The sequence below is a fragment of the Actinoplanes sp. NBRC 103695 genome (assembly GCF_030269485.1).
GTDB lineage: Bacteria > Actinomycetota > Actinomycetes > Mycobacteriales > Micromonosporaceae > Actinoplanes.
Genome location: NZ_BSTL01000003.1, coordinates 200,948 through 222,965 on the forward strand (window position 1 = coordinate 200,948; position 22,018 = coordinate 222,965).

The following is a 22,018-nucleotide window of genomic DNA, read 5'->3' on the forward strand; positions in this document are numbered from 1 at the left end:
CGCTGCCCTTCTGTGCACCCGCCCATCCGCCGGGTCGTGACCTGCGTACTGGGTGGCATGCGCACGCTCAAGAGGAAACTCGCCCTCGCCGCAGCCGCCGTCGTCACGGTCGGCATCTCCGCCGTCACCTACCAGGCCTCCGCGGCCGAAACCTCGCCTCTCCAGCCACCTGCCGGCCTGAAGATCGTCGGCCAGTTCGTGGTCGGCACGGGCACCCAGACCTACACGTGCACGGGTGGCAAGTTCACCGGCTCGTCGGTTCCCGAGGCCGCCCTGTTCGACGGCGCCAACCGCAAGATCCACCACTTCGGCGGTCCGAGCTGGCAGTCGGAGTCGGACGGCTCGCTGATCACCGCCGCCCCGGTGGCCAACTCTCCGGTCCCCGGTGCCATCCCGGAGCTGCTGCTCGAGGTCAAGACGCACTCCGGGCAGGGCTTCCTCAGCACGGTGACGCACATCCAGCGGATGAACACCTTCGGTGGCGTGGCCCCGGCCACGGCCTGCACGGACGGCCAGAAGGTGAGCGTCCCGTACAACGCCAACTACATCTTCTGGGGTAACTGAGCCTGTCCGGCGACCAAGCGCAGGGCGGGCCTTCGTGGCCCGTCCAGCGCCGCCGCCGTGGCGGCGTCAGCGGGCAGGTAGACGATAACGCCGAGGTCGTGGCGGCCGACATCCGTTCACTGATCGAGGGCGACGGCGGCCTCCGGACGTACGCCCCGGCGCCGGACGCGATCGTCCTGACGCTCGGGCCGCGCGGCGGAGCGAGCTACATCCCGGGCACCGACGTTTCTCGGCGCGGCCGCGACTGCCGAGTTCAAGCGGACTTTCCGCCTGGCGGAGTTCCGGGAATTGCTCGGAGCGAATTGATTCGATGCCACAACCCGAGGCTAAATCGCCATTACGGAATACCTGCCGATATCGATCGGCAATGATCGCGGTGAATCAGATGTCGATGATCCGCAAAGTCGGAGGGCCGCTGCTCGTGACGACGGTGATCACGAACAGTTTGGTGGCGTACTCGGACCAGGCCAGCCCGCGGAGGGCGACGACGTCCTCCGTGATGTCGAGCCGATTGACCGGCAGGACACCGCCCGGCTCGTAGATCAGCACATCGTTGCCGGGGTTCTGAATGCCGAGCGCGAGGTACTGATCGTCCGGGGAGATGGACACCGCGGCCGGGTGGTTGCCGACGCGGTACGCGCCCCGGCCGGTCAGCCCCGTGGTCTCGTACGCGGGGAAGTCGTTGGTGGACCGGCTGGCGGTGTAGAGCAACTCGCCGGTCGCGTCGACGTCGGTGTCGACGAGGTTGCTGCCCGGAGCGTCGCTGCTGGCCTTGGACACGAGGGCGTTGTCGTCCACCGTGTATGCCCAGCTGGTCGAGCGGCTCATCGCCAGCTGGCTGGCGACCAGCGGCCCGTCGGCGTCGTCCGCGGACGCGAGGACCGGCGCACGCAGGAACCGGGCGTCACCCTGCTGTGACGTCTGAACCGTGGCCGGGCTGACCGCCGTGTCCAGGCGGCCGACGCCGCCGGTCCAGTTGTCGTCGCAGCCGTGGCCGAACCAGATGTTGTCGCCGGTGCGGGCCAGGTGGGTCGGGCAGGTCCTCGTCCCCGTGGGGTGCCGGTCGATCTCCCTCAGCGTGTTGAGGTCGATGACGCTGATCGCGTCGCCGGCGGCGAGGGCGACGTAGAGCTTGGTGCGGTCGGCGTTGAGGGCCATGCCGGTGGCGCCGTACTGCTTGCCGATGGTCTTCCTGACCCGGCCGTCGAAGTCGGTGACGACGATGCCGTTCGAGCTGGGGCCCCCGCTGACGAACACCAGGGAGTGCTCGTCATCGACGATCATCGCCCCGTAGCCGGGCAGGCCCAGCGGAGTCCCCTCCGCCGCGTGCGCCGCCGTCGCGGTCATTCCCAGCAGCAGAAGCGTTCCGGCGCAGACGGCGCTGATGCGACGCATGGCCGATTGTCTGTACATGATCCATCGCCTCATGGTGCCTCCCCCGTTGTGACAACCCGAGCATCGGGAGATTAGCGCCCGTGATATTGGGCTGCAACCCCGTCCGTTACACAGTGGAGAGACCTTCTGAACATCCGTCAGATCCTCGACCGAAGGAACCATTGCCTTCTAGCAACTTTTCTGCGTAGCGTGTCCGTGGCAATTGCAATACACGGGGGCTCGGCTTTCTCAGGCACAGGCACGACAACGTCGCGTCTGGCCGCACCGCATTGTCCGATATCAATCTCTTTCGCGTTGTTCCGGCGCCAGCCGCACGACGCGCCCCCCGTGCTGCGTTCCGACAGTTCGTGCTGGGACAACAACCACGGGGGTTGGCGTGTCGAAATCCGTACGGTTCAGATGGTGGATCGCCGTCGTGGCGGTTCTCGCGCTCGTCGGGAGCGGTGTCTATGTGGCGGGCCGCAGAGGCGGCTGGCTGCCCGGCGCCGATTCCGCCGAGCCGGGACCGGCGACCGGCGCGAGCGGGACGGGAGTGCCACCGGCGACCGGTCGCAACCTCGTCACGAGCGACCGCGTGCCGGCCAAACTGGTCGGCACACCCGAACGCCCGGTCGCCAAGGTGCCGCTACCCGCCGCCAAGGTGGTCAAGGAGCTGATCGACCAGCGGGCGGTCAACATCAAGCGATTCCTGCTCAAGGACGGGCGGGTCCAGGACCAGGTGTCCGCCGGGCCGCGGCACTACCGCGACAGCAAGGGTCGCTGGCAGAACATCGACACCCGGATCAAGGCCAGTGACCGGGCCGGCTATCCGGCCGCGAACACGACCAACTCGTTCGTCACCCACTTCGGCGGCCGCACCGACCGCCTCCTGACCTTCGACCAGGACGGCCGCCGGGTGTCCATCGGCCTGGACGGGCCGGCTCGCGCGGTGCGGCCCACGATCAAGGGGAGCACCGCCACCTTCGCCGTGGACGGTGTCGAGTACGCGTACACGGTGACGCCGACCGGCTTGAAGAACGACATCCGGCTCCGCTCGGCTCCGGCGGTCGCCCCGGCGTACCGTTTCGTGCTGGATCTGCGGGGTGTCGGCGCCGTCGCGCAGCCGGACGGGTCGATCGCGTTCGCGGGCGGTGACGGCCCGCCGCTGTTCTACCTGCCCAAGCCGTTCATGTACGACGCCAAGGACGACGCGCGCGGCCCGTACGGCAAGGCGTACACCGACAAGGTGACGCAGACGCTGACCACCCGCGGCGCCCAGTCCCTCGTGACGATCACGCCGGACGCCGCGTGGCTCAAGGACGCGGCGCGGAAGTACCCCGTCGTGGTGGACCCGACTGTGAAGATCCAGCCGACCACGACGCAGTCGCAGGACGCGATGATCACGTCGGACGAGCCGGCGAAGAACTTCGACGGCAACTGGCGGCTGTCGGTGGGCACCACCACGAGCTCCACCGCCCGCAGCCTGCTGCGCTTCGACCTGTCGCGCATCCCCGCGGGGACGACGCTGGACTCGGCGCAGCTGCGCACCTGGTTCGACCAGACGCACACCACCGACGCGGCGAACGTCGAGATCGGCGCGTACCGGGTCACCGCGCCCTGGACCGAGAACACGGTCACCTGGAACTCCATCAACGGCTCGAGCGCGGATCTGGCGCAGAACAGCACCACGGTGGACAACTCGGAGGCCAACCGGACGTCGTTCACCGGTGAGTGGACCAACACCACGGGCGCCGGCAACGGCGGCGGGTACCGGCTGAACAACGACACCCGGACCGGTGACACCTTCACCTGGGTGCCGCGGCTGACCGAGGCCGGCGTCTACACCGTCGAGGCGTACCACGTCGGCGGCTCCGACCGCGCCACGAACGCCCCGTTCACCGTGCACCACGCCGGCGGGACGGCGACGGTGAACGTGAATCAGACGGGCGGCGGCAACGGGGCGTGGACGTCGCTGGGCACGTACTCCTTCACGGCGGGAACCACCCACAAGGTCGTGCTCCGCGACGTGGCCGGCAAGGCCGTGGTCGCCGACGCGGTCCGGTTCATCAAGCGCGGCACCGACGTCAAGAAGAAGGACCAGGTCAACGCCTGGCACAACTTCAGCGTCCGGGACACCGTGCAGAACTGGCTCGACGGCACGCAGGCCAACAACGGGTTCATGCTGAAGGCGACCACCGAGACCGCGAACGCCGGCGGGCCCCGCTACGAGGCCGCCGAGTACGCCTACAACGGTGAGATCGACCAGACGCCGAAGCTGCTGCTGACCTACGGCAAGCCGGGCGTCGAGCTCGATGCCCCGATGACGATCCGGTCCACCGGCGCGGACCTGACATGGGCTCCGTACGCCAACGACGACTTCGTCGAGTACCAGATCCACCGCAGCATCTGGCAGCACTTCCTGCCCACCCGGGCCACGCTGGTCGCCCCGGTGAAGAAGGGACTGACCGCCTACAACGACACCAGCGCCGAGCCGACTCCGGCGAGTTCGCCGGAACCGTTCGGCAACGCCTTCTACTACCAGGTCGCGGTGAAGCTGCGGGACGGGTCGCTGCTCGGCTCGCAGAGCCAGCTCGTCCGCCTGCCCAAGGCGGGCCGGGTGGTCAAGGTGATCCAGGGCGATGCCCGCGACACGACGTTGTCCAGCACCGAGTCGACCACCGGCCACGACGTGCTGCAGGGCTCGCCGTGGCTGTCGGTGGGCAACAACAGCACCACGTACGGCAAGACCCGCGCCGTCGTGAAGTTCCCGAGCATGAACGGCGTGCCGACCGGAGCCCGGGTCCTCGACGCCAAGGTCAGCCTCTGGGGCTTCTACACCGTCGGCAGCGGCGCCACGTATCAGCTGCACGAGCTGACCAGGGACTTCGACGAGGGCACCGCCTCGTGGAACCGGGCGAGCTCCGCCTCCGCCTGGACCGCGGCGGGCGGCGACATCCAAACCACCGGGCTGGGCACCGTCACCCAGGTGACGAACGACCCGGCGGTGCGTGAGTTCGACGCGGACGCGCTGGTGCAGAAGTGGATCGCCGATCCGACCAGCAACAAGGGCGCCCTGATCAAGCTGGCCGACGAGGCCGGTCCGCAGGAGCGCACGCTGTTCCTCTCCGGCGAGGGCACCGAGCCGGCGCTGCACCCGAAGCTGAAGGTCGTCTACGCCGACCCGGCGGGCACGTACTACGCCCCGACGGTGCCGAACCGGATGATCCCGGGCGACGAGTACTCCGCTCCGGTCACGGTCGCCAACACCACCGACCAGGTCCTCAAGAAGGACGACTGGGTGCTCTCGTACCACTGGGAGACGGCGGACGGCCGAGACGTCACGACCGCCGACAACCGGCGCGACACCGCACTCACCGCGGACCTGAACCGTGGTGACGCGCAGACCCTGACCGCGAAGGCCATGACGCCGGCCCGGCAGGACACGGCCAACAAACGGGAGTCGTTCGTCCTGAAGTGGGACCTGCGCCGGAAGGCCACCGGGCAGTGGCTGTCGCAGACCGCGCAGATCCCGCCGCTGGCGCAGGAGATCGCCGTCGAGGACCCGACCTCGGACCAGCTCGGCCTGGAGAAGTTCTACCAGTACGGCGGCTCCCCGGCCGGCGCCGGCTCGAACGTGCTGGTCAACCAGTTCGGTGGCAACGCCGTGTTCAGCTACGACGTGCTGGACAACCCGAGCCGCGGCCTGAACACCTTCGTCCGGCTCACCTACAACAGCCAGGACACGTCGAACTCGTACATCGGCTACGGCTGGTCGCTGTCCACCTCCAGCATCGCCCGGCTCGGCTCGCCGCTGCGGTTCACCGGCGGCACGCCGGACTGGCCCGAGAAGGTCGACCTGGTCGACGGCGACGGCACGACCAACGTGTTCCAGCTGAACAAGCACAACAGCACCAAGCCGTCCGACTGGGACTACGACCATCCCAAGGGCGTGCACCTGTACTTCCAGCGAACCGGTGACGAGGACCCGACCAAGGCGTACGTGATGACCCGGCCGGACCGGACGAAGGCCTTCTTCGACACCGACGGCTACCAGACCGCGGTCATCGACAACAACGGCAACGAGCTGAACTACACCTACGAGCGGACGTCCACGTCCAACCTCAACACGGGCGTGCTGAAGTACATCACCGACTCGGCCGGCCGGCGCACGTTGTCGCTGGACTACTACGCGCAGGGCGACCCGCAGTACGACTACTTCGTCAACAACGAGAAGAAGAGCGGCGTCAACCTCGACAACGGCAAGATCATCGAGCAGCTGAAGTCGATCACCGACGTCAACGGGCGCACGGTGACGTTCACGTACAGCAACAAGGGCCTGCTCCAGCTGGTCGTCGACGGCGAGGGGGACAGCGGGGAGAAGCCGTTCCAGTTCTGGTACGACGACAAGCTGGGCGACGGCAACCCGAAACTGGTGCGCGTCGACGACCCCCGCGGCAACCCGACGGTCGTGCGCTACTACGACACCAACGACAACAAGAACCGCCGGCTGCGGGCGAAGGCAGTGGTCGACCGCGAGGAGAAGGAAACCGTCTTCGACTACCTGAACCTCGACGGCGACGCCAACAAGCAGATCACCTCGACCCTGCTCGACGCGCAGGGCCGGCTGTCCACGTTCCTGATCGACGGCTTCGGCCGGCCCACCCTGCTGACCAACGCCAAGGGTGAGAAGACCGAACTGCACTGGGACGCCGACAACAACGTGGACCGGCTGACGGAGGACAACGGGGCCACCACCACGTGGGCGTACGACCCGAAGACGGGCTACCCCACGGAGATCCGCGACGCGGAGGCCAACGCCGACCCGCAGGCGCCGCAATCGCCCACCAGGCTCATGTACCGCACGGGCCTGAAGGGGTACACCGCCGAGCTGATCGACAAGATCAGTCCGGAGGGGCGGCACTGGGTCTTCGGCTACGACGACTTCGCCAACCTGGTCTCGGTGACCGACCCGAAGGGCGTCGCCACCGACCGCGTCGAGGGTGACTACACCACCACCTACACCTACGACCGGTACGGCCAGATGGAGTCGGCCACCGACGCGAACGAGAAGACCACCCTCTTCTCCGACTTCGAGCCGGTCGGCTACCCCAAGCGGATCACCGACCCGCTCAAGAACGTCACGACGTACACCTACGACGTGCTGGGCAACGTGACGAGCGTCGAGGACGCCCGCAAGAAGAAGAGCACCTACGAGTACGACCTCTTCGGCCGGCCCCGGGGCAGCAAGGTGCCGAAGGACCAGGACAAGGGCGCCTACATCATCACCCCGGGCCCCAGTTACGACCGGAACGACAACGTCTACGAGGACATCCGTGCCAACGGGGCCAAGACCACGGCCACCCACGACTCGATGGACCGGATCCGCGGCGTCATGGAGCCGCCGGACACCGAGGGCGGACCCGAACGGCGGAGCACCTACGAGTACGACAACGTCGGCAACCTGGTCTGGCTCACCGAGCCCAAGGGCAACGCGAGCGCCGACCCGGACGACTACCGGACGAGGTACGTCTACGACGAGCTGAACCGCGTCCTGCAGATGACCGACGCCAAGGGCGGCAAGGTCACCTACACCTACGACAAGGTCGGCAACCTCAAGACCGTCGCCGACCAGCGCAAGAACGAGACGGCCGACCCCGCCGACGCCAACATGACCTACGAGTACGACCGTAAGCACCAGGTCACCGCGGTCATCGACGCCGACGGAAACCGGCAGGAGACCCGGTACGACGGCGACGGGAACCCGATCGTCCGCAAGGACCAGGACGGCAACGAGACCACGACGGTCCTCGACGAGCGGGCCAAGCCGATCGAGCAGCGGGTGCCGCACAGCAGGGCAGCCGACGGCAAGGTCACCTACCGGACCACCAGGTTCGGCTACGACGAGGTCGGCAACCGCACCAAGGTGGAGACCCCGCGCGGCGTCGAGACCGAGCAGGACGAGAACGACTTCAGCAACGTCACCGTCTACGACGCGATGAACCGGGTGAAGGAGCAGATCCAGCCGTACGACGTGGACGACTCGGAGTACAAGACCCCCGAGAAGACGACGTACGAGTACGACGAGGTGGGCCGGGTCAAGCAGGTCAGCTCGCCGCCGTCGGGCAAGCAGGGCCAGGACAAGCGGATCAACACGACCCACGAGTACTTCGACAACGGCTGGGTCAAGAGCAGCACCGACGAGTGGAACATCAAGACCACGTACGACTACGACGCTCTCGGCGCGCAGACCAGCCGCAAGGTCACCGGCGGTGACAAGAACCAGTCGATGACCACGACGTACTACCCGGACGGCAAGAAGAAGTCCCGCACCGACGACGGGGACGGCGCCGGCCAGAAGAAGAAGAGCTTCGCCTACAGCTACGACCTCAACGGCAACGTCACCGAGATGAGGGACACCAGCTCGGACGCCAAGATCGACCAGTACGTCCTGGCGTACGACCAGCTGAACCGGGTGGAGAAGATCGAGGAGAAGAAGTCCGGGGCGACGAAGAACACCACCTCGTTCACCTACTTCTCCAACGGCCTGACCAAGACCCGCACCCACGACAAGCAGTTCTCCGAGTTCAACTACAACCCGCTCGACCTCGCCGCCGAATCGAAGGTCGGCACGTCCAGCACCGATCCCAAGCTGAAGGTCACCAAGTTCACCTACACCAAGCGGCACGAGGTGAAGACCGAGACCAAGGCCAACGGGAACGTGGTCACGAAGGACTACTACCTCGACGGCAAGGAGAAGCACCAGGTCGAGAAGAAGAACAACGACGCGGTGGTCAACGAGCACAGCTACGAGTACAACCCCAACGGCCACCGCAGCAAGGACGTCGCCCACAAGCAGAACGCCGACAACAACGCCGCGTTCCTGGACACGACGACCGAGAACTCGTTCGACCCGCTGGACCGCATCCGGAAGGTGACCAAGACCGGGCACGGCGCGACCACCGAGGAGTACGACCACGACGCCAACAACAACGTCATCCGGCAGAAGCTGAAGGACGGCGAGACCAACTTCACCTACGACCGCAACCGGGTGACCAGGTCGACCACCGACGGGATCGCGGCGGACTACACGTACGACGACTTCGGCCGCATGGAGAAGATCACCTCGCAGGGCATCGACCTGCAGACCTACAAGTACGACTCCTTCAACCGCGTCACCTCGGCGTCGAAGTTCCAGGGCGGGACGACGGAGTACACGTACGATCCGCTGGACCGGCAGGCCTCCCGCAAGAAGGGCAGCGAGACCACCGAGTACGGCTACCTCGGCACCTCGGAGAAGATTCTGTCCGAGGAGGTCGGCGGTCAGCTGAAGAAGTCGTACCAGTACTCGCCGTCCGGGCAGCTGCTGTCGCAGACCACGTTCACGCCCGGCGGGCAGGAGGACGCCTACCTCGGGTACAACGCGCACGAGGACGTCGAGCAGCTGACCGACGACAAGGGCAACTCGAAGTCGACGTACGGCTACACCGCCTACGGCAAGGACGACGACCAGCAGTTCACCGGCATCGACAAGCCCAGCGGCGCACAGCCGGGTGACCCGGCCAAGACGCCGTACAACGCGTACCGCTTCAACGCCAAGCGGTTCGACGAGGTCAGCGGCGATTACAACATGGGGTTCCGCAACTACAACCCCGGCCTGAATCGGTTCCTCAGCCGCGACTACTACAACGGGGCACTCGCCGACCTCGACATGTCGGTGGACCCGTTCACCAACAACCGGTACGCCTTCGCCGGCGGCAACCCGGTCACCAACATCGAGATCGACGGCCACTTCTCCCTGGGCGACATCGGCGACAAGATCAAGGAAGGCGTCGACAAGCTCAAGAACGTCGCCAAGGACGCCGTCGGAGCCGGCGGTGAGGCCGCGAAGGGCGCCGCGCAGAGCGCGTCCGACAAGGCCGGCAAGCTCTGGGAGCAGACCAAGGACAAGGCGAACAAGGCGATCGACAAGGGGATCGAGAAGGGCAAGCAGCTCGGCGACGACCTCGGGGCCATCCAGTCGGCCGGGGAGGGCATCGCCAAGCAGACGGAGAAGTGGACCGACGCCGCCAAGCTGAAGGACCCCGCCACCGACATGGCCGGCAAGATCGGCCGCAGCAAGGCGTGGAAGGCGGCCGGTCCGGTCGGGGACATCATCGGCGGCGGTCTCGGCTTCATCAAGCACAAGCGGGAAGGGGACAAGTGGTTCGCCGCCGGCTCGAAGGCCGTCGTCGAGACGGGCCTCTCCATGGCCGGTGGCGCGATCGGGGCAGCGGCCGGAGGCGTCTGCGGGCCCGCGGCCCCGGCCTGTGGGGCGTTGTTCGCCGGGGCTCTGTCCTACGGCGGAGGCCAGCTCGGCGAGAAGCTCACCAACACCGACAAGTCCGGCGACGACGCGGGCTGGACCATCGGCGGCAAGACAACCGGCCAGCACATCGAGGACTGGGCGGACAAGCAGCAGGAGGACTTCGGCCGGGACGTCGGCATATCGGACTGACGTCCCCGCCGGAGGAGGGTGCCGGGGCGGCCATCGGCCGCCCCGGCATGTTTCGGAACGCCGCCCGGCGGCAAAACTGCAATTCCAATCAGGACCGCTGACGGGGAGGAACGGACTGTGACGGATCCAGGTGGCAGGTACACCGTTGGCAACATCATCGGCATCACGGTGGCCACGTTGCTGTGCGCCGGCCTGGGGTTCTACGCGCTCTTCGGCGAGCCCACCGGCCGGATCGGCCGGAACTGGCAGAGCGTCGCGGTCTTCGGCGTGCTGGGAACCCTGGTCGGCCTCTTCTACGTGATCAAGGGCATCCGGAACCGGCGCTGAGCGCGGTCATGGTGTCCGGGTCTCCCAGACCGGCTGCTGGGGGTCGTCGTTGTGCACGATGACGGCGACCCGAGCGGCCGGGCGGACCGTGGCGAAGTAGAGCTGCTGGGCGGGGATGTAGCGCTCGCGCCAGCGCCGTTCGACCTCGGCCCGGGCTGACACCCGGCGCTCTCGGATCACGGCACGTTCCACGGTCCGCTCGAGCGCGGCCGACACGAAGACGCTCAGATCCCACCGGTCGATCAGTTCCGGGCGCATGAGGAAGACGCCGTCGAAGACCAGCACGGCGTCGGTGGGGGCGGTCGTGACCGGCGGGGACAGCGTGGTGTCCGCCGTACGATCGTAGACCGCGTCCTGGAAGCGTCGGTCTCCGCCCGGGCCGAGCGGATCGAGCAGAACCCGGTTCAGAGCGTGGTAGTCGTGGGTGTCGTAGTAGCAGCCTTCGGCCGAGTACTCGCCGCGGGGATAGCGCTGTGCCCGGGGGAAGAGGAAGTCGTCGATCGTCGCCCGGATGACGTCGCGACCCCGGGTGCGCAGGACATCGGCCAGTTCGTCGGCGAGCGTGGTCTTGCCGGCGGCGGGCGGTCCGTCGACGGCGACCCGCGTCGGGTGCGGGACGGCGACGGACCGGACGGCCTCAGCCAGGCGCCCGAGCATCTCGTCGCGGGTGCCTCGGTTCACAGAGCCGACCATATCCCTGACGCGTTCACTCGTTTGGTGGGCGTCCGTAGCGTTCGGCGGAGAGATCGCGTACCCCGTTCATATGGTTGGAGTCGCCCATGACTGAGGATCCGGTGCGCGAGACGGCGGTGGTTTCGCGGGTTCCGGCGGAGCGCCGGCCGTTCGCGACGTACCTTGCCCGGCGGGTTGTGGCCGCCGTGGCGCCGGACGAGCTGACGTTGTTCGAGGTGCGCAGCCGGCGGTTCTTCGGGTGGCAGTGGCGCGCCCGCGACCCGCTGGCGTGGGACGTCCTGGGCGTCAGTGGTGAGGTGCTGACCCCGGCAGCGTTGTCGGCATCGGCGACCGTACTCGGTGTGATGTCTTCTGACCTGCTTGAACGCGGCACGCGCTGGGCGGTCGGCCGGTTGCGGTTCGGGCGTTCCCGCCGCCCGGCGCTGACCCGTACCCCCACGGTGAAGGAGCTGGCGTCGTACCGGTCCGCCGCTCTGGCCGCGGCTCGCCGGCACGTCGGCGATGACGAGGCCGCGTTGATCGCCGACTCCGTCGTCGCGGAGATCGTCGCGGCGGCGGCCGAGCGTGGCGATGACGCGAAGCGGTGACCGTATGCCGGGGCGCCCGCCGTCGAGCCTGCTGCCGCGCCTGATCCTGTTCGCACTGACGATCCTGGTGGCCAGCGCGACGGTGGGTGCCACCCGCCCGGACCAGTGGCTGGTGAAGGGCATGGCATTCCAGTCCTGCGAGTCCGAGGCCCGGGCCGAGTATCAGTTCACCAACTTCGTCCCCTTCGACGCGGTGACGGTACCCGGCTCTGCTCCCCTCCCGCAGGTGCCCGACGCCCATCGCGCCGAGCTGGACCGGTGGGTCGAGCGCCGGTGCGGCCCTCGGCCCGTGGACAGGCCGGAGCGGCCCGCCGCGGCCGCCGTCGCGGGTGTGCTCATCGGTGGCTTCCTGCTGTACTGGCTGATCCCGTACTGGCGGATCCGCACCCGCCGCCTGACCCGCGTCGGGGACGGCCGGGACGACGGGCGGTACGGGTCGGCGGCGGGGCACGAGGTACGCCGCCTCGCTGCCGCGGCCGGGGTGACCCTGCACCGGGTCTGGCTGCATCCCACCGACTACAGCGACAACGCCGTCGCCTTCGGGCACTGGCGGCGCCGGGCGATCGAGATCAAGAGCGGGATGGTCAGCCTGCACCGCCGTGACCCGGATGCCTTCCGTGCCATCGTCGGCCACGAACTCGGCCACCTGCATCACCGCGACGTGGACGCCGCGTACGCGATGACGGGGTTGTGGCAGGCATTTCTGGCCCTGAGCGTGACCCTGACCGTGACCGGTGGAGTGGGGGACACGCTGGGCAACTCCTCGATCGAGGAGGCGCTGGCCACCGCGGCCCGGCTGGGCGCCCTCGTCCTCGCGGTCTACCTGGCCCGGAACGGCATGCTGCGGGCGCGTGAGTTCCACGCGGACGCCTTCGCCGCCACGATCGACGGCGGCAGCGCCCGACCGTCACTGGAGCGTCTGCTCGCCCGCCAGCGACGGCGCTGGGACGCCGGGTGGGCCTGGCCGTTCGCCACCCATCCCAGCAGTGAGCGGCGGCGGGCGGCGCTGCGGGGACACGTCGACGGCGGCGGCCTGGTCGCTGCCGACACCGCGCTGATCGGGTTCATCGCCACGTTCGGCTACCTGCTCACCGTTCCGCATCACTTCGACCTGCTGATGATGGCGTTGCGCTGGAAGTGGATGTCGCTGGACGAGGTGACCACCCTGCGGCCGATCTACGTGTGGCTCTACCTGCCGTTCCTGGTCCCGTCCGGGGTCGCGCTCGCCCTGGGGGTGTGGCATCACGCGTGGCGCGCCGAGCGGGTGACCGGTCGTGAGGGTCTGCTGCGCGGGCTGGCCGGGCTGACGGCCGGACTCTGGACGGGCATGCTGATCGGTGGCTCCCTCGACCCGTGGAACGCGGCCGCCGACGACTGGCCCGCGCTGCTGGAAGCGTCGTGGTGGCGTTCCCTGGTGAACGGCCCCGGCGCACGGTACGCGCTGACCGCCGTGACCGTGGTCGCACTGATCGGCACCGTCGTGGTCGCGTGCCGGGCCATCGCCGGGACGTCGTCCCGCCGTGGCTGGAGCGTCCTCGTGGCGGTCTACGGCGCGGTGGCGATGGTGAGTCCCTTTCCGTCGGCGCTGCCGGAACAGGTCCGCCCGTCGGTGTATGTCGTCGTGGCGGTCGTCCCTGTCGTTCTGGGGCTGGTGGCGCTCACCCGGCGGCGTGGCCGGGTCGTCGCGGACCCACCTGCTCCGGGCCCGCGGGCGGACCCCGGTGCGGCACGGTCGACGACGCTGCCCGGCCTTCGTCGGCCGCGGTGGCAGCGCCGGCTCATCCACGCCTGCGCGGTGCTGGTGGCTGTGCTGGCCGGGCGGGTGCTTCTGGGCCTGCTGAGCGCCGAGAGCAGTCAGACACCGTACGCGTTGATCGTCGGCGTCGGCCTGCTCATGGCGCTGACGAACGGGGTGCGAGCCGCGGCCGCCGCCGACGAGGACCGGTTCGACCAGCAGATCGTGTACGGCCGCAACTGGCTGACCCTGACCAGCGTGGTCGCGGTGGGTGGCTTCCTGGTCGGGCTGCCGTGGCGCACGACGCCTGCGGACGACGACGTGCCGCGGCTGGTCGCCGTGGTCGTGATCACCGGTGTGCTGGCGGGGATCGGCTTCGTCGGCCGGGAGACCGCCGCGGACGTGTACTCGTACCGGCACCGCCGGCGGACCCGGAACGCCGAGCTCAGGAGCTCGGTCGAGGTGCCCCGAACAGGTCGTCGGGCGCCTCTCGCAGCTGGGCCGCCTGACGTTCGTACTCCGCGGACTCCTGAGGGGTGAAGCTGTCGCGACGGCGTTGCGCGTCGTCGAGGGCGCCGAGCAGTTCGTCGCCGTACACCCGGCTCGCGGACACCTCGCGGGCGGTCAGCTCGCCGCGGCGCAGGCCTCCGGCGATCTCGCCCAGAATGCTGCCTCGGGGGCTCTGGTCCTCGAGGGCGCGCAGCAGCGCCTGCTCCAGGTGCCCGGTCCGCGGTTGGTAGGTGTCCATCGGCTGCCCTTCAGTTCGCGGCGGGGTGGTCGAAGCCCTGCTTGACGGCCTTGCTCAGGTCGGCGCCGGCCTCCAGGGCGCCGATGACGCCGGAGATGCCGTAGAAGGCCGACTTGGCGTTGCCGTACACGCTGGAGATCCGGTTGTAGATCTCGATCGCCTCGTAGGCGAAGTAGGCCGCGGCGCCGTAGCCGAGCACCGGGCCGATGACGGTCGGGATCGTGGCGGTGCCGCCGGCAAGGGCGATGCTGATGTACAGAAGCTTGTCCAGCAGCAGCCCTACCGGCCCGGACGCGGCCTCGAACAGGTCGCGGGCGGCCTTCGACGCTTCGGCGTACTGCTTCTGGTATTGCGTCATGGTGTCCTGCACGTCCCGGATCGCCTTGGCCAGGGTGACCAGATATTCCTGGCAGGCCTCGGCTGCCTGACCGGTCCAGACGCTCGGGATGTCACCGGCGGCCCGTTCGAGGTTCTGCGCCATCGCGTCGCACCAGTCACCGAGGAATCCCCACACGACCGCCGCCTCGGAGTACTCGTTCCACTCGCCGCTGCTCCAGGCGAGCCAGATGACGAACGGGTCGAAGTGGAAGGCGTACTGGCAGGCGGCGCGTATCCCGGCGGACGGGCTGCTCAGGTCGGTCAGCAGGTCGAGCTGGAACTCGGTGGAGGCCGACGTGAAGGACGGGTCGCGGGTGATCTTCGTCGAGGCGTCCACGGCATCGCTGAACGCGGCGGTGGCGAACGCGGAGTTCTTCGGCGGCGGGTTGGCCACCGTCGTCGACGCGTCCTTGGCACCCGGGAGCGAGGCGTCCACGGTCTTGGCGGTGCCGGCGTCGGTGATCCGGTAGTAGTTCTGCACGGTGCTGATCTCGGAGGCGGAGTCCCGGCAGATCTTCCCCAGATCCTTCAGGAAGCCGGTCACGTCGTCGAAGGCGTGCTGGTGCGCGCCCTTCAGGATCTGGATCAGGCCTTCCTCGTAGAAGCTGAGGTCGGCCTTGTCCTGGACGACCTTCAAGGCCTCGTCCGAGTCGTCACCGAAGTGCAGTAGCTGGTTGTGGAGCCCGTGCAGCCCGCTGATGTCGACCGAAAACTCCGCCATGGAGGTGGCATTCCGTTCGTTGTGTCGCTCGAGGTCGCGACGCCGTTGGTGTTCCTCGAGGCCACGATTCACCGCTGCGGGATGTCCGGCCACCGGCCGCACTGTCCGGGGCTGATCGGAACGCCGCCGAACACTGTCGAACGGCGCTGACCAGGGCAGTAGGGCCTGAGATGGACGGTGGAGAGGGCCGGGCGGGCAGCCCGGCCCTCGTACAGGTCGATGGTGCCGCTCCCCGCCGTTCCGGACCGAGGTCGTCTCGCCGAGGTCGAGGTCGCCGGCACCCGGCGTGACCCAGGACCTGCTCGTGCCGTTGGCGCCCGGGGAGGCGGACTGCGGGAAACCGCAAAGGTCGCGTCTGGATGAGTTCGTTCGGTTGACCAACATCCATTTCCTGTATATAAATTGTGCAGTCAAACATTTACGGGGATGTTTGCGCTGCCGCGGTTCATGGCCATGACCGCGCGCCTTTTGGCGGCCGCAGAGTCCTCGTGAACCTGCGAAAGGGATCCGCCAATGAATTCTCTATCCACTGTTGCTGAGCGACTGCTCTCCGTCTTCGTTCCGAAGGCCGAGGCGCAGGCCACCGAATGCCACTGGGAGACGAAGTGCAGCGGCACCTGCGTGTGGCCTTTCAGTCAGAGGCGGACGCGGCTCTGCTGCACCGACCAGGACGGTTCGTACTGCAACGGCTGGGAGAAGGACGGCTGCTGCTAGTCCGGCCCAGCTGACCTGGTTGTCCCGTGGCTCACGGTTCGCACGTGGGCCACGGGACGGAGGAGCGTCATGGATCTGATCGGAACAATCGGCGATTTCATGCTCGTGACGGTATTGGTTGTCGCGGCCCTAGGAAAGCTGCGGAGCCGCGCGTCACGGGATGAGGTCGCCACCCTCGCTCGATTTGTAGGAATACCTCTGCGGTGGGTGGCGATTGCGCCGGGCGCGCTCATTGTCGCCGAAATCGGCGTCGCCATTCTGCTCGCCTTTCCCATTGCTCGTGGATGGGGTGCCATTGCCGCGACATTGTTGATGGCCGTGCTCACCGTGGGCGCCGAGCGGGCTCGGCGTGCCCCGGAGCCGCCGGCGTGCCGATGCTTCGGCGGCGCGGCCGAGCCCATCGGTCGCCGTCACGTGGCTCGCAACGCCGCGCTCGCGGCGATCGCGACGATCACCGCGGTGCTGACGTTCGTGCCCACCGGGCCGCCACTGACCGCCACCGGCATGGTCGCGGCCGTCCTGTCCGGTGTTCTGCTCGCGACGGTCGTCGTCCATCTCGACACGTTGCTGTTCCTCTGTGGCCTCCGGCCGACAGCCCCACAACCGACCCAAGGACGATAACGATGAGTACTCTGATCGCCTGTGCCGCCCTTCTCGTGGCGCTCTTCGCGTTGGTGGTCGCGCTCGGCACCGCCACCCGTCTGCGCGACGCCGTGGCCAAGGGAAGCGTCGGAGCGGCCGCCTCGACACGCGCGCCGCTTCCGCGGATGTCGATGGAGATCGGCGACTTCGTCGCCCCGCGCCTCGACGGCACCGCCTTCACCAAGGCCGACCTGGCCGGCGGCAACCGCCTGGTCGGGTTCTTCGCCACGGGCTGCCCCTCGTGCAAGGACCAGCTGCCGGCGTTCCTTGCCGCCGCGGCCGGCCGGCAACACGGCACGGCGGCGCCGGTCGCGGTGCTCAGCGGCCCGGAGGACGACACCCGCGACCTGGCCGAGCTCTTCACCGAGGACATCACCGTGGTGACCGAGTCCGATCTCGCCTTCTCGCGCGGCGCGAAGGTTGAGGGGTACCCGACCTTCGTGCTCGTGGCGGACGGCAAGGTGACCGGGGCGGCCACTCGAGTGGACCGTTTGCCGGTCGGGGTCTGACCGGCGATGCTCGCACTCGCGATCATGCCGCTGGCGGTGTTGCTTCTGCTCGCGCTGCTGCCCGCCACGCTCATCGTGGTGACGGTGCACGGCGACAGCATGGCGCCCGCCTTGCTGCCGGGCGACCGGGTGCTCGTCCTGCGGCGGTGGGCGACGCGCCGATTGAAGCGTGGCGACGTGGTCGTGGCCCGAGTCGATCTCCCACTCGGCGGACGGCTCCTGATCAAGCGGATCGCCGCGCTCGGCGGCGACCGCGCGGTCAGCCGGAACCAGGAAATCACTCTCTCCGACCGGGAGGTCTTCCTTGTCGGAGACCACCGGGAGGCGAGCTTCGACTCGAGACAGTATGGAGCGTTCCCGATCGATGGCGTCATCGGCAGATCCATCCACCACTTCCCGGCCCGGCGAGCGGTGGCCGGGGACTGAGCGGGGCGCTCTGCCGCACTGGCGTCTGCTTCGCCTGACCGTGCTGCTGGTGGTTCGCGCGGCCCCGATGCAATGTGTCCTCGTGGTGGTCGCCGCGGTGGTGCTCGCGGCTTCTCCGGTCGCCACCGCCTGGTGCGTCAAAGCGCTGTTCGACGTCCTGGCGAGCCCCGGTCACGGTTCCTTCTCCGCGCTGCTGGTGCCGGTGTGCGCGGCGTTCGGGGCGGCGCTCGCCGGCGCCGGGGCGGTCTCCATGCAGCAGCTGGCGTCCTCCCGGGTCGTCCGGGCGGTGCGGGCCCAGGCCCAGGACGGCCTGTTCCGGGCCGTGGACTCACTGCCGTGGATCATGGAGATCGAACGTCCCGACTTCCAGAACGAGCTGAGGCTCGCCGAGCGGGCCGCCGAAGACACCGCTCGCCGGCTGCTCTCCAGCGGCCTGATGGCGGTGACCGGGGTGCTGCAGTGCGTGGGCTGGTGCGTCAGCGTCGCGGTGACCTGGCCACCGATGATCGCTCTGCTGGCACTGGTCACCATCCCCTACTTCTGGCTCGGACACCGGACGGCACGGCGTGAGGCGCGGCTGCAGTCGAGCCTGGTGGGTTCGGGCCGTCTGCGCATGTTCTTCCGCAGCCTGCTGGTGGATCCGCGTGCGGCCAAGGAGAGCCGGCTGTTCGCCATCGGACCATATCTGCGATCACGGCTGGCCACACTGCTGCGCGCGGAGAGCGCGCTGGAGGACACCGTGGACCGGACGACCGCCAGGACCGACATGGTGCTGGCCGTCGTGGGCGCCAGCAGTCTGGCGGTGGCGACGCTGGTCGTCGTGCTCACCGCGACATCGAGGGGGTTGTCCGCCGGGGACCTGTCGCTCTTCCTCGCCGCGGCGGCCGGCGCTCAGACCACCATCGCCCTGGCCGCCGACGGCTACACCGGCGTGGCGGCGTCGCTGCTGGTGATGAAGCATTACTTCGCATTCCATGCCCGGGTACCGCCGGTCGCGCCCAGCGGGTCACTCGTCTCGCACGAGCCGTCCGGCGAGATCGAGCTGCGGGGTGTCTGGTTCCGCTATGACGCCGACGGCCCGTGGGTACTGCGGGACGTCAACCTGCGCATCCCGGCCGGTACGAGAGTCGGCGTGGCCGGCCCGAACGGCGCCGGCAAGAGCACTCTCATCAAGCTGATCTGCCAGCTCTACCAGCCGACCCGCGGTGAGATCCTGTTCGACGGGGTGCCGGCCGGACGGCTCGATCCCGCGGCGATCCGGCGGCGGATCACCGCGGTGTTCCAGGACTTCATGTCCTATGACCTCACGGTGGCGGAGAACATCGGCGTCGGCGACATCCAGCGGGTCGGCGACCGTGCGGAACTGCGCAGGGTCGCCGCGATGGTCGACATGCACGACGAGATCGAAAGGATGCCGGGCGGGTACGACACGCTACTCAGCAAGATCCATATCGCTGACGACGACGCCGCGGTCCATCTGCTCTCCGGCGGCCAGTGGCAGAGGCTCGCGATCGCCCGTGCCCTGCTGCGCCGCGACGCCACGATCGCGATTCTGGACGAGCCGGCCTCCGGCCTGGACGCGTTCGCGCAGCATCGTCTCCGCGAGATCATCGACTCCATCGGCGCGGACCGCACCGTGCTGCTGATCTCCCATCACCTCGGCTCGATGCGGCGGATGGAGACGATCGTCGTCGTGGACGACGGCAGGATCGCCGAGCACGGAACACATGACGAACTGGTCCTCACGGGCGGCACTTACGCCCAGCTGTTCTCCCTCCAGGCGGCCGGTTACGTCGCCTGACGGCCTGCCGGACGCGGCGGCCGCAACGGGCCGATCTAGCCGAAGCGGATCTGCGTCACCGCCGCCACGTCGATCGAGCCGGCCGCCGGACCGGGCAGGCCCGTGGTCGCGTCGATCGGGAACCACGCGAGGTTGCCGGAGCGCTCGTTGGCCACGTACAGCCAGGTGCCGGTGGCGTCGATCGCGAGATGGCGCGGCCAGGCGCCGCCGCACGAGGGGGTCGCGACCAGGGTGAGACGAGCGCCGCCCTCGGTGACGGCGAACACCGCGACGGTGTCGGTACCCCGGTTGCTGACGTAGACGAAACGGCCGTCGGCGGAGACCGCGATCTCGCCCGGGTAGTTGTCGACGCCGGGATCCCGCACGGTCGGGGTGACCTGGCCGGCGGTCAGCGTGCCGGCCGCGTACGAGCACACGGTCACCGTCGAGGCCAGCTCGTCGGCCGTGTACGCGTACGCGCCGTTCGGATGGAAGGCCAGATGCCGGGGGCCGCTGCCGGTCGGCAGAACCAGCCGGCCGGCCTCGGCCAGGGTCGCGCCGGTCACGTCCAGCTCGTAGGTGAACACCGTGTCGACGCCGAGGTCGACGGCGAGCACGTACTCGCCGGCCGGGTCGACGACCACCTGGTGGGCGTGCGACGTCCGGCCGCCCGAGGACTGCCGCCGGGTGTCGGTGGCCGCGCCGACCGTGCCGTCGGCGAGGATCCGGTGGGTGACGACGGCGCCTCCGCCGTACAGCGACGTGAACAGAAACCGCCCGCTCGGGTGGACGGCGACGTGGGCGGGGCCGGAGCCGGTCGGCTGCGTGTTCAGCGGTGCCGGGGCTGTGCCGTCGCCGACGGTCAGCGCGTTCACCGTCCCGGCGGGCGACAGCTCGCTGATCGCGTACAGGTGCTGGGAATCGGGCCCGAGGTCGAGCCACGACGGCTGGGCCAGGGCTGTCCACGAGTCGATCCGCGGCGTGCCGGTGCTCGGATCGGCGAAGCCGTGGGCGATGCCTCGGCCGCCGGACGCGGTGTAGGTGCCCAGGTGGAAGCGCTGGACCTGCGGCTGCGAGGCCACGGCCGGGGAGTCGCGCAGCGCCGGGTTTCCGGTTGCCAGGCTGACCGCGGCGGCGCCGCCGGCCTGGAGGAGCCCGCGTCGAGAGATCGGCATGTCGATCAACATAACCCGCGCCAGGCCCGACATCCATCGGTAGACGTCAATGGGCTGACGTTATTTCGTACGGGTGGCGGGGGTTCTGTGCGCACATCGTCATCTTGCTATTAGACGATCGATTGTGAAAACCATTATCGTTTTGCTTCTCAGGACAGGAGCGAAACTCATGAATCTCCGGCAACGCATGCTCTCGGCGGCGGCCGCCGTCACGGCCGTCACCGTTCTGGCCGGCTGCGGTTCCGGCGGGGATGACGCCGGCCAGGCGGCGCCCGGTCCTTCCGGATCCGCGCCGCCGGCCGTGGTCGCGACCACCCCCGAAGTGGCTGACTTCGTCCGCAACATCGGCGGACCCGAGGTGACCGTCACGCAGATCATCAAGCCGAACGTCGACCCGCACGACTACGAGCCCACCCCGGCCGACATCAAGGCGATCGGTGAGGCCAAGGTCGTCGTCAAGAACGGCGTCGGACTCGAAGGGTGGCTCGACCGCACCATCGAGGCCTCCGGTTTCCAGGGCTCGGTCGTGGACTCCAGCCAAGGCGTGGCGCTGCGTGAGGGTGGCCACGAAGAGGGCGAGGAAGCCGGCGAGGAGCACGCGGGTGAGGATCACGACCCCCACATCTGGCACAACCCGCGGAACGCCAAGATCATGGTCACCAACATCGAGAAGGGCCTCGCCGCGGCCGACGCCACCCGGGCGGAGACGTACGCGAAGAACCTGACCGCGTACTCCGCGGAGCTGGACAAGCTGGACGCGGACAACGAGGCCGCGTACGCCGAACTGCCGGCCGCCGACCGCAAGCTGGTCACCAACCACGACGCCTTCGGCTATTACGTCGACCGGTACGAGCTGGAGTTCGTCGGCTCGGTGATCCCCAGCCTGGACACCTCGGCCGAACTGTCCGCGAAGCAGCTCACCGACCTGGTGGCGAAGATCAAGGCGACGGGTACGAAGGCGATCTTCACCGAGAGCTCACTGCCGCCCAAGAGCGCGGAGGCGATCGCCCAGCAGGCCGGCGTCGAGGTGGTCGGCGGCGAGGACGCACTCTTCGGGGACAGCCTGGGCGAGCCCGGCACCCCGGAGGGCACCTATCTGGGTGCTGAGCGCCACAACACCGAGGTCATCGTCTCGGCGCTGGCCGGCTGAG

General features: G+C 68.7%; 16 protein-coding genes. 11 read left to right on the forward strand and 5 right to left on the reverse strand.

All coding sequences use genetic code 11. From position 1 onward, the window contains the following. The first annotated feature begins 57 nt into the window (after positions 1 to 57). Positions 58 to 564 carry a DUF3455 domain-containing protein gene (locus tag QSK31_RS05770; protein ID WP_285681707.1) on the forward strand — a complete coding sequence of 169 codons (507 nt, stop codon included), beginning with the start codon at positions 58 to 60 and terminating at the stop codon, positions 562 to 564. Positions 565 to 945: 381 nt separating this feature from the next. On the opposite strand, the gene QSK31_RS05775 is transcribed toward QSK31_RS05770, so the two are convergent. After that, positions 946 to 1,959, reverse strand: coding sequence for a YncE family protein (locus QSK31_RS05775; RefSeq protein ID WP_285681709.1), 1,014 nt, complete (start codon positions 1,957 to 1,959; stop codon positions 946 to 948). Between the two features lie 415 nt (positions 1,960 to 2,374). Here QSK31_RS05775 and QSK31_RS05780 point away from each other — a divergent pair, with 415 nt between their 5' ends. Further along, complete coding sequence (locus QSK31_RS05780; protein WP_285681711.1) at positions 2,375 to 10,432, forward strand: DNRLRE domain-containing protein; 8,058 nt, start codon at positions 2,375 to 2,377, stop codon at positions 10,430 to 10,432. Positions 10,433 to 10,549: 117 nt separating this feature from the next. Further along, positions 10,550 to 10,759, forward strand: a complete 210-nt coding sequence (locus QSK31_RS05785) for a hypothetical protein (RefSeq protein ID WP_285681713.1) — start codon at positions 10,550 to 10,552, stop codon at positions 10,757 to 10,759. A 6-nt stretch (positions 10,760 to 10,765) separates the two neighbouring features. On the opposite strand, the gene QSK31_RS05790 is transcribed toward QSK31_RS05785, so the two are convergent. Then, positions 10,766 to 11,440 carry a cytidylate kinase family protein gene (locus QSK31_RS05790; protein ID WP_285681715.1) on the reverse strand — a complete coding sequence of 225 codons (675 nt, stop codon included), beginning with the start codon at positions 11,438 to 11,440 and terminating at the stop codon, positions 10,766 to 10,768. Positions 11,441 to 11,538: 98 nt separating this feature from the next. Here QSK31_RS05790 and QSK31_RS05795 point away from each other — a divergent pair, with 98 nt between their 5' ends. Then, positions 11,539 to 12,039 (forward strand): hypothetical protein, encoded by a 501-nt coding sequence (locus tag QSK31_RS05795; RefSeq protein ID WP_285681717.1) that lies wholly within the window; start codon positions 11,539 to 11,541, stop codon positions 12,037 to 12,039. Positions 12,040 to 12,043: 4 nt separating this feature from the next. After that, positions 12,044 to 14,314 (forward strand): M48 family metallopeptidase, encoded by a 2,271-nt coding sequence (locus tag QSK31_RS05800; protein ID WP_285681719.1) that lies wholly within the window; start codon positions 12,044 to 12,046, stop codon positions 14,312 to 14,314. Here the strand turns inward: QSK31_RS05800 and QSK31_RS05805 are convergent. Next, entirely contained in the window at positions 14,220 to 14,522 is a 303-nt protein-coding gene (locus tag QSK31_RS05805; RefSeq protein ID WP_285681721.1) for a hypothetical protein, read from the reverse strand. The genes QSK31_RS05800 and QSK31_RS05805 overlap by 95 nt on opposite strands. A gap of 10 nt (positions 14,523 to 14,532) precedes the next feature. Further along, positions 14,533 to 15,621 (reverse strand): WXG100 family type VII secretion target, encoded by a 1,089-nt coding sequence (locus tag QSK31_RS05810; RefSeq protein WP_285681723.1) that lies wholly within the window; start codon positions 15,619 to 15,621, stop codon positions 14,533 to 14,535. Between the two features lie 513 nt (positions 15,622 to 16,134). Between QSK31_RS05810 and QSK31_RS05815 the strand changes: the two genes are divergently transcribed. From QSK31_RS05815 to QSK31_RS05835, 5 genes are all read left to right on the forward strand, one after another. Continuing rightward, positions 16,135 to 16,335 (forward strand): hypothetical protein, encoded by a 201-nt coding sequence (locus tag QSK31_RS05815; protein WP_285681725.1) that lies wholly within the window; start codon positions 16,135 to 16,137, stop codon positions 16,333 to 16,335. A gap of 69 nt (positions 16,336 to 16,404) precedes the next feature. Next, positions 16,405 to 16,956, forward strand: a complete 552-nt coding sequence (locus tag QSK31_RS05820) for a MauE/DoxX family redox-associated membrane protein (RefSeq protein WP_285681727.1) — start codon at positions 16,405 to 16,407, stop codon at positions 16,954 to 16,956. Between the two features lie 2 nt (positions 16,957 to 16,958). Further along, positions 16,959 to 17,486, forward strand: coding sequence for a TlpA family protein disulfide reductase (locus QSK31_RS05825; RefSeq protein ID WP_285681729.1), 528 nt, complete (start codon positions 16,959 to 16,961; stop codon positions 17,484 to 17,486). Between the two features lie 6 nt (positions 17,487 to 17,492). After that, positions 17,493 to 17,912: a signal peptidase I gene (gene lepB / locus QSK31_RS05830; RefSeq protein ID WP_285681731.1), complete on the forward strand. Its 420-nt coding sequence runs from the start codon at positions 17,493 to 17,495 to the stop codon at positions 17,910 to 17,912. 49 nt (positions 17,913 to 17,961) lie between these two features. After that, positions 17,962 to 19,713 carry an ABC transporter ATP-binding protein gene (locus QSK31_RS05835; protein WP_285681732.1) on the forward strand — a complete coding sequence of 584 codons (1,752 nt, stop codon included), beginning with the start codon at positions 17,962 to 17,964 and terminating at the stop codon, positions 19,711 to 19,713. Positions 19,714 to 19,748: 35 nt separating this feature from the next. Here QSK31_RS05835 and QSK31_RS05840 read toward each other — a convergent pair whose 3' ends face one another. Continuing rightward, the gene (locus tag QSK31_RS05840; protein WP_285681734.1) at positions 19,749 to 20,867 is read right to left on the reverse strand and encodes a lactonase family protein; all 1,119 of its coding nucleotides are present in this window, start codon (positions 20,865 to 20,867) and stop codon (positions 19,749 to 19,751) included. 169 nt (positions 20,868 to 21,036) lie between these two features. On the opposite strand from QSK31_RS05840, the gene QSK31_RS05845 reads away from it, so the two are divergent. After that, entirely contained in the window at positions 21,037 to 22,017 is a 981-nt protein-coding gene (locus tag QSK31_RS05845; protein WP_285681735.1) for a metal ABC transporter substrate-binding protein, read from the forward strand. Position 22,018 lies beyond the last annotated feature (1 nt).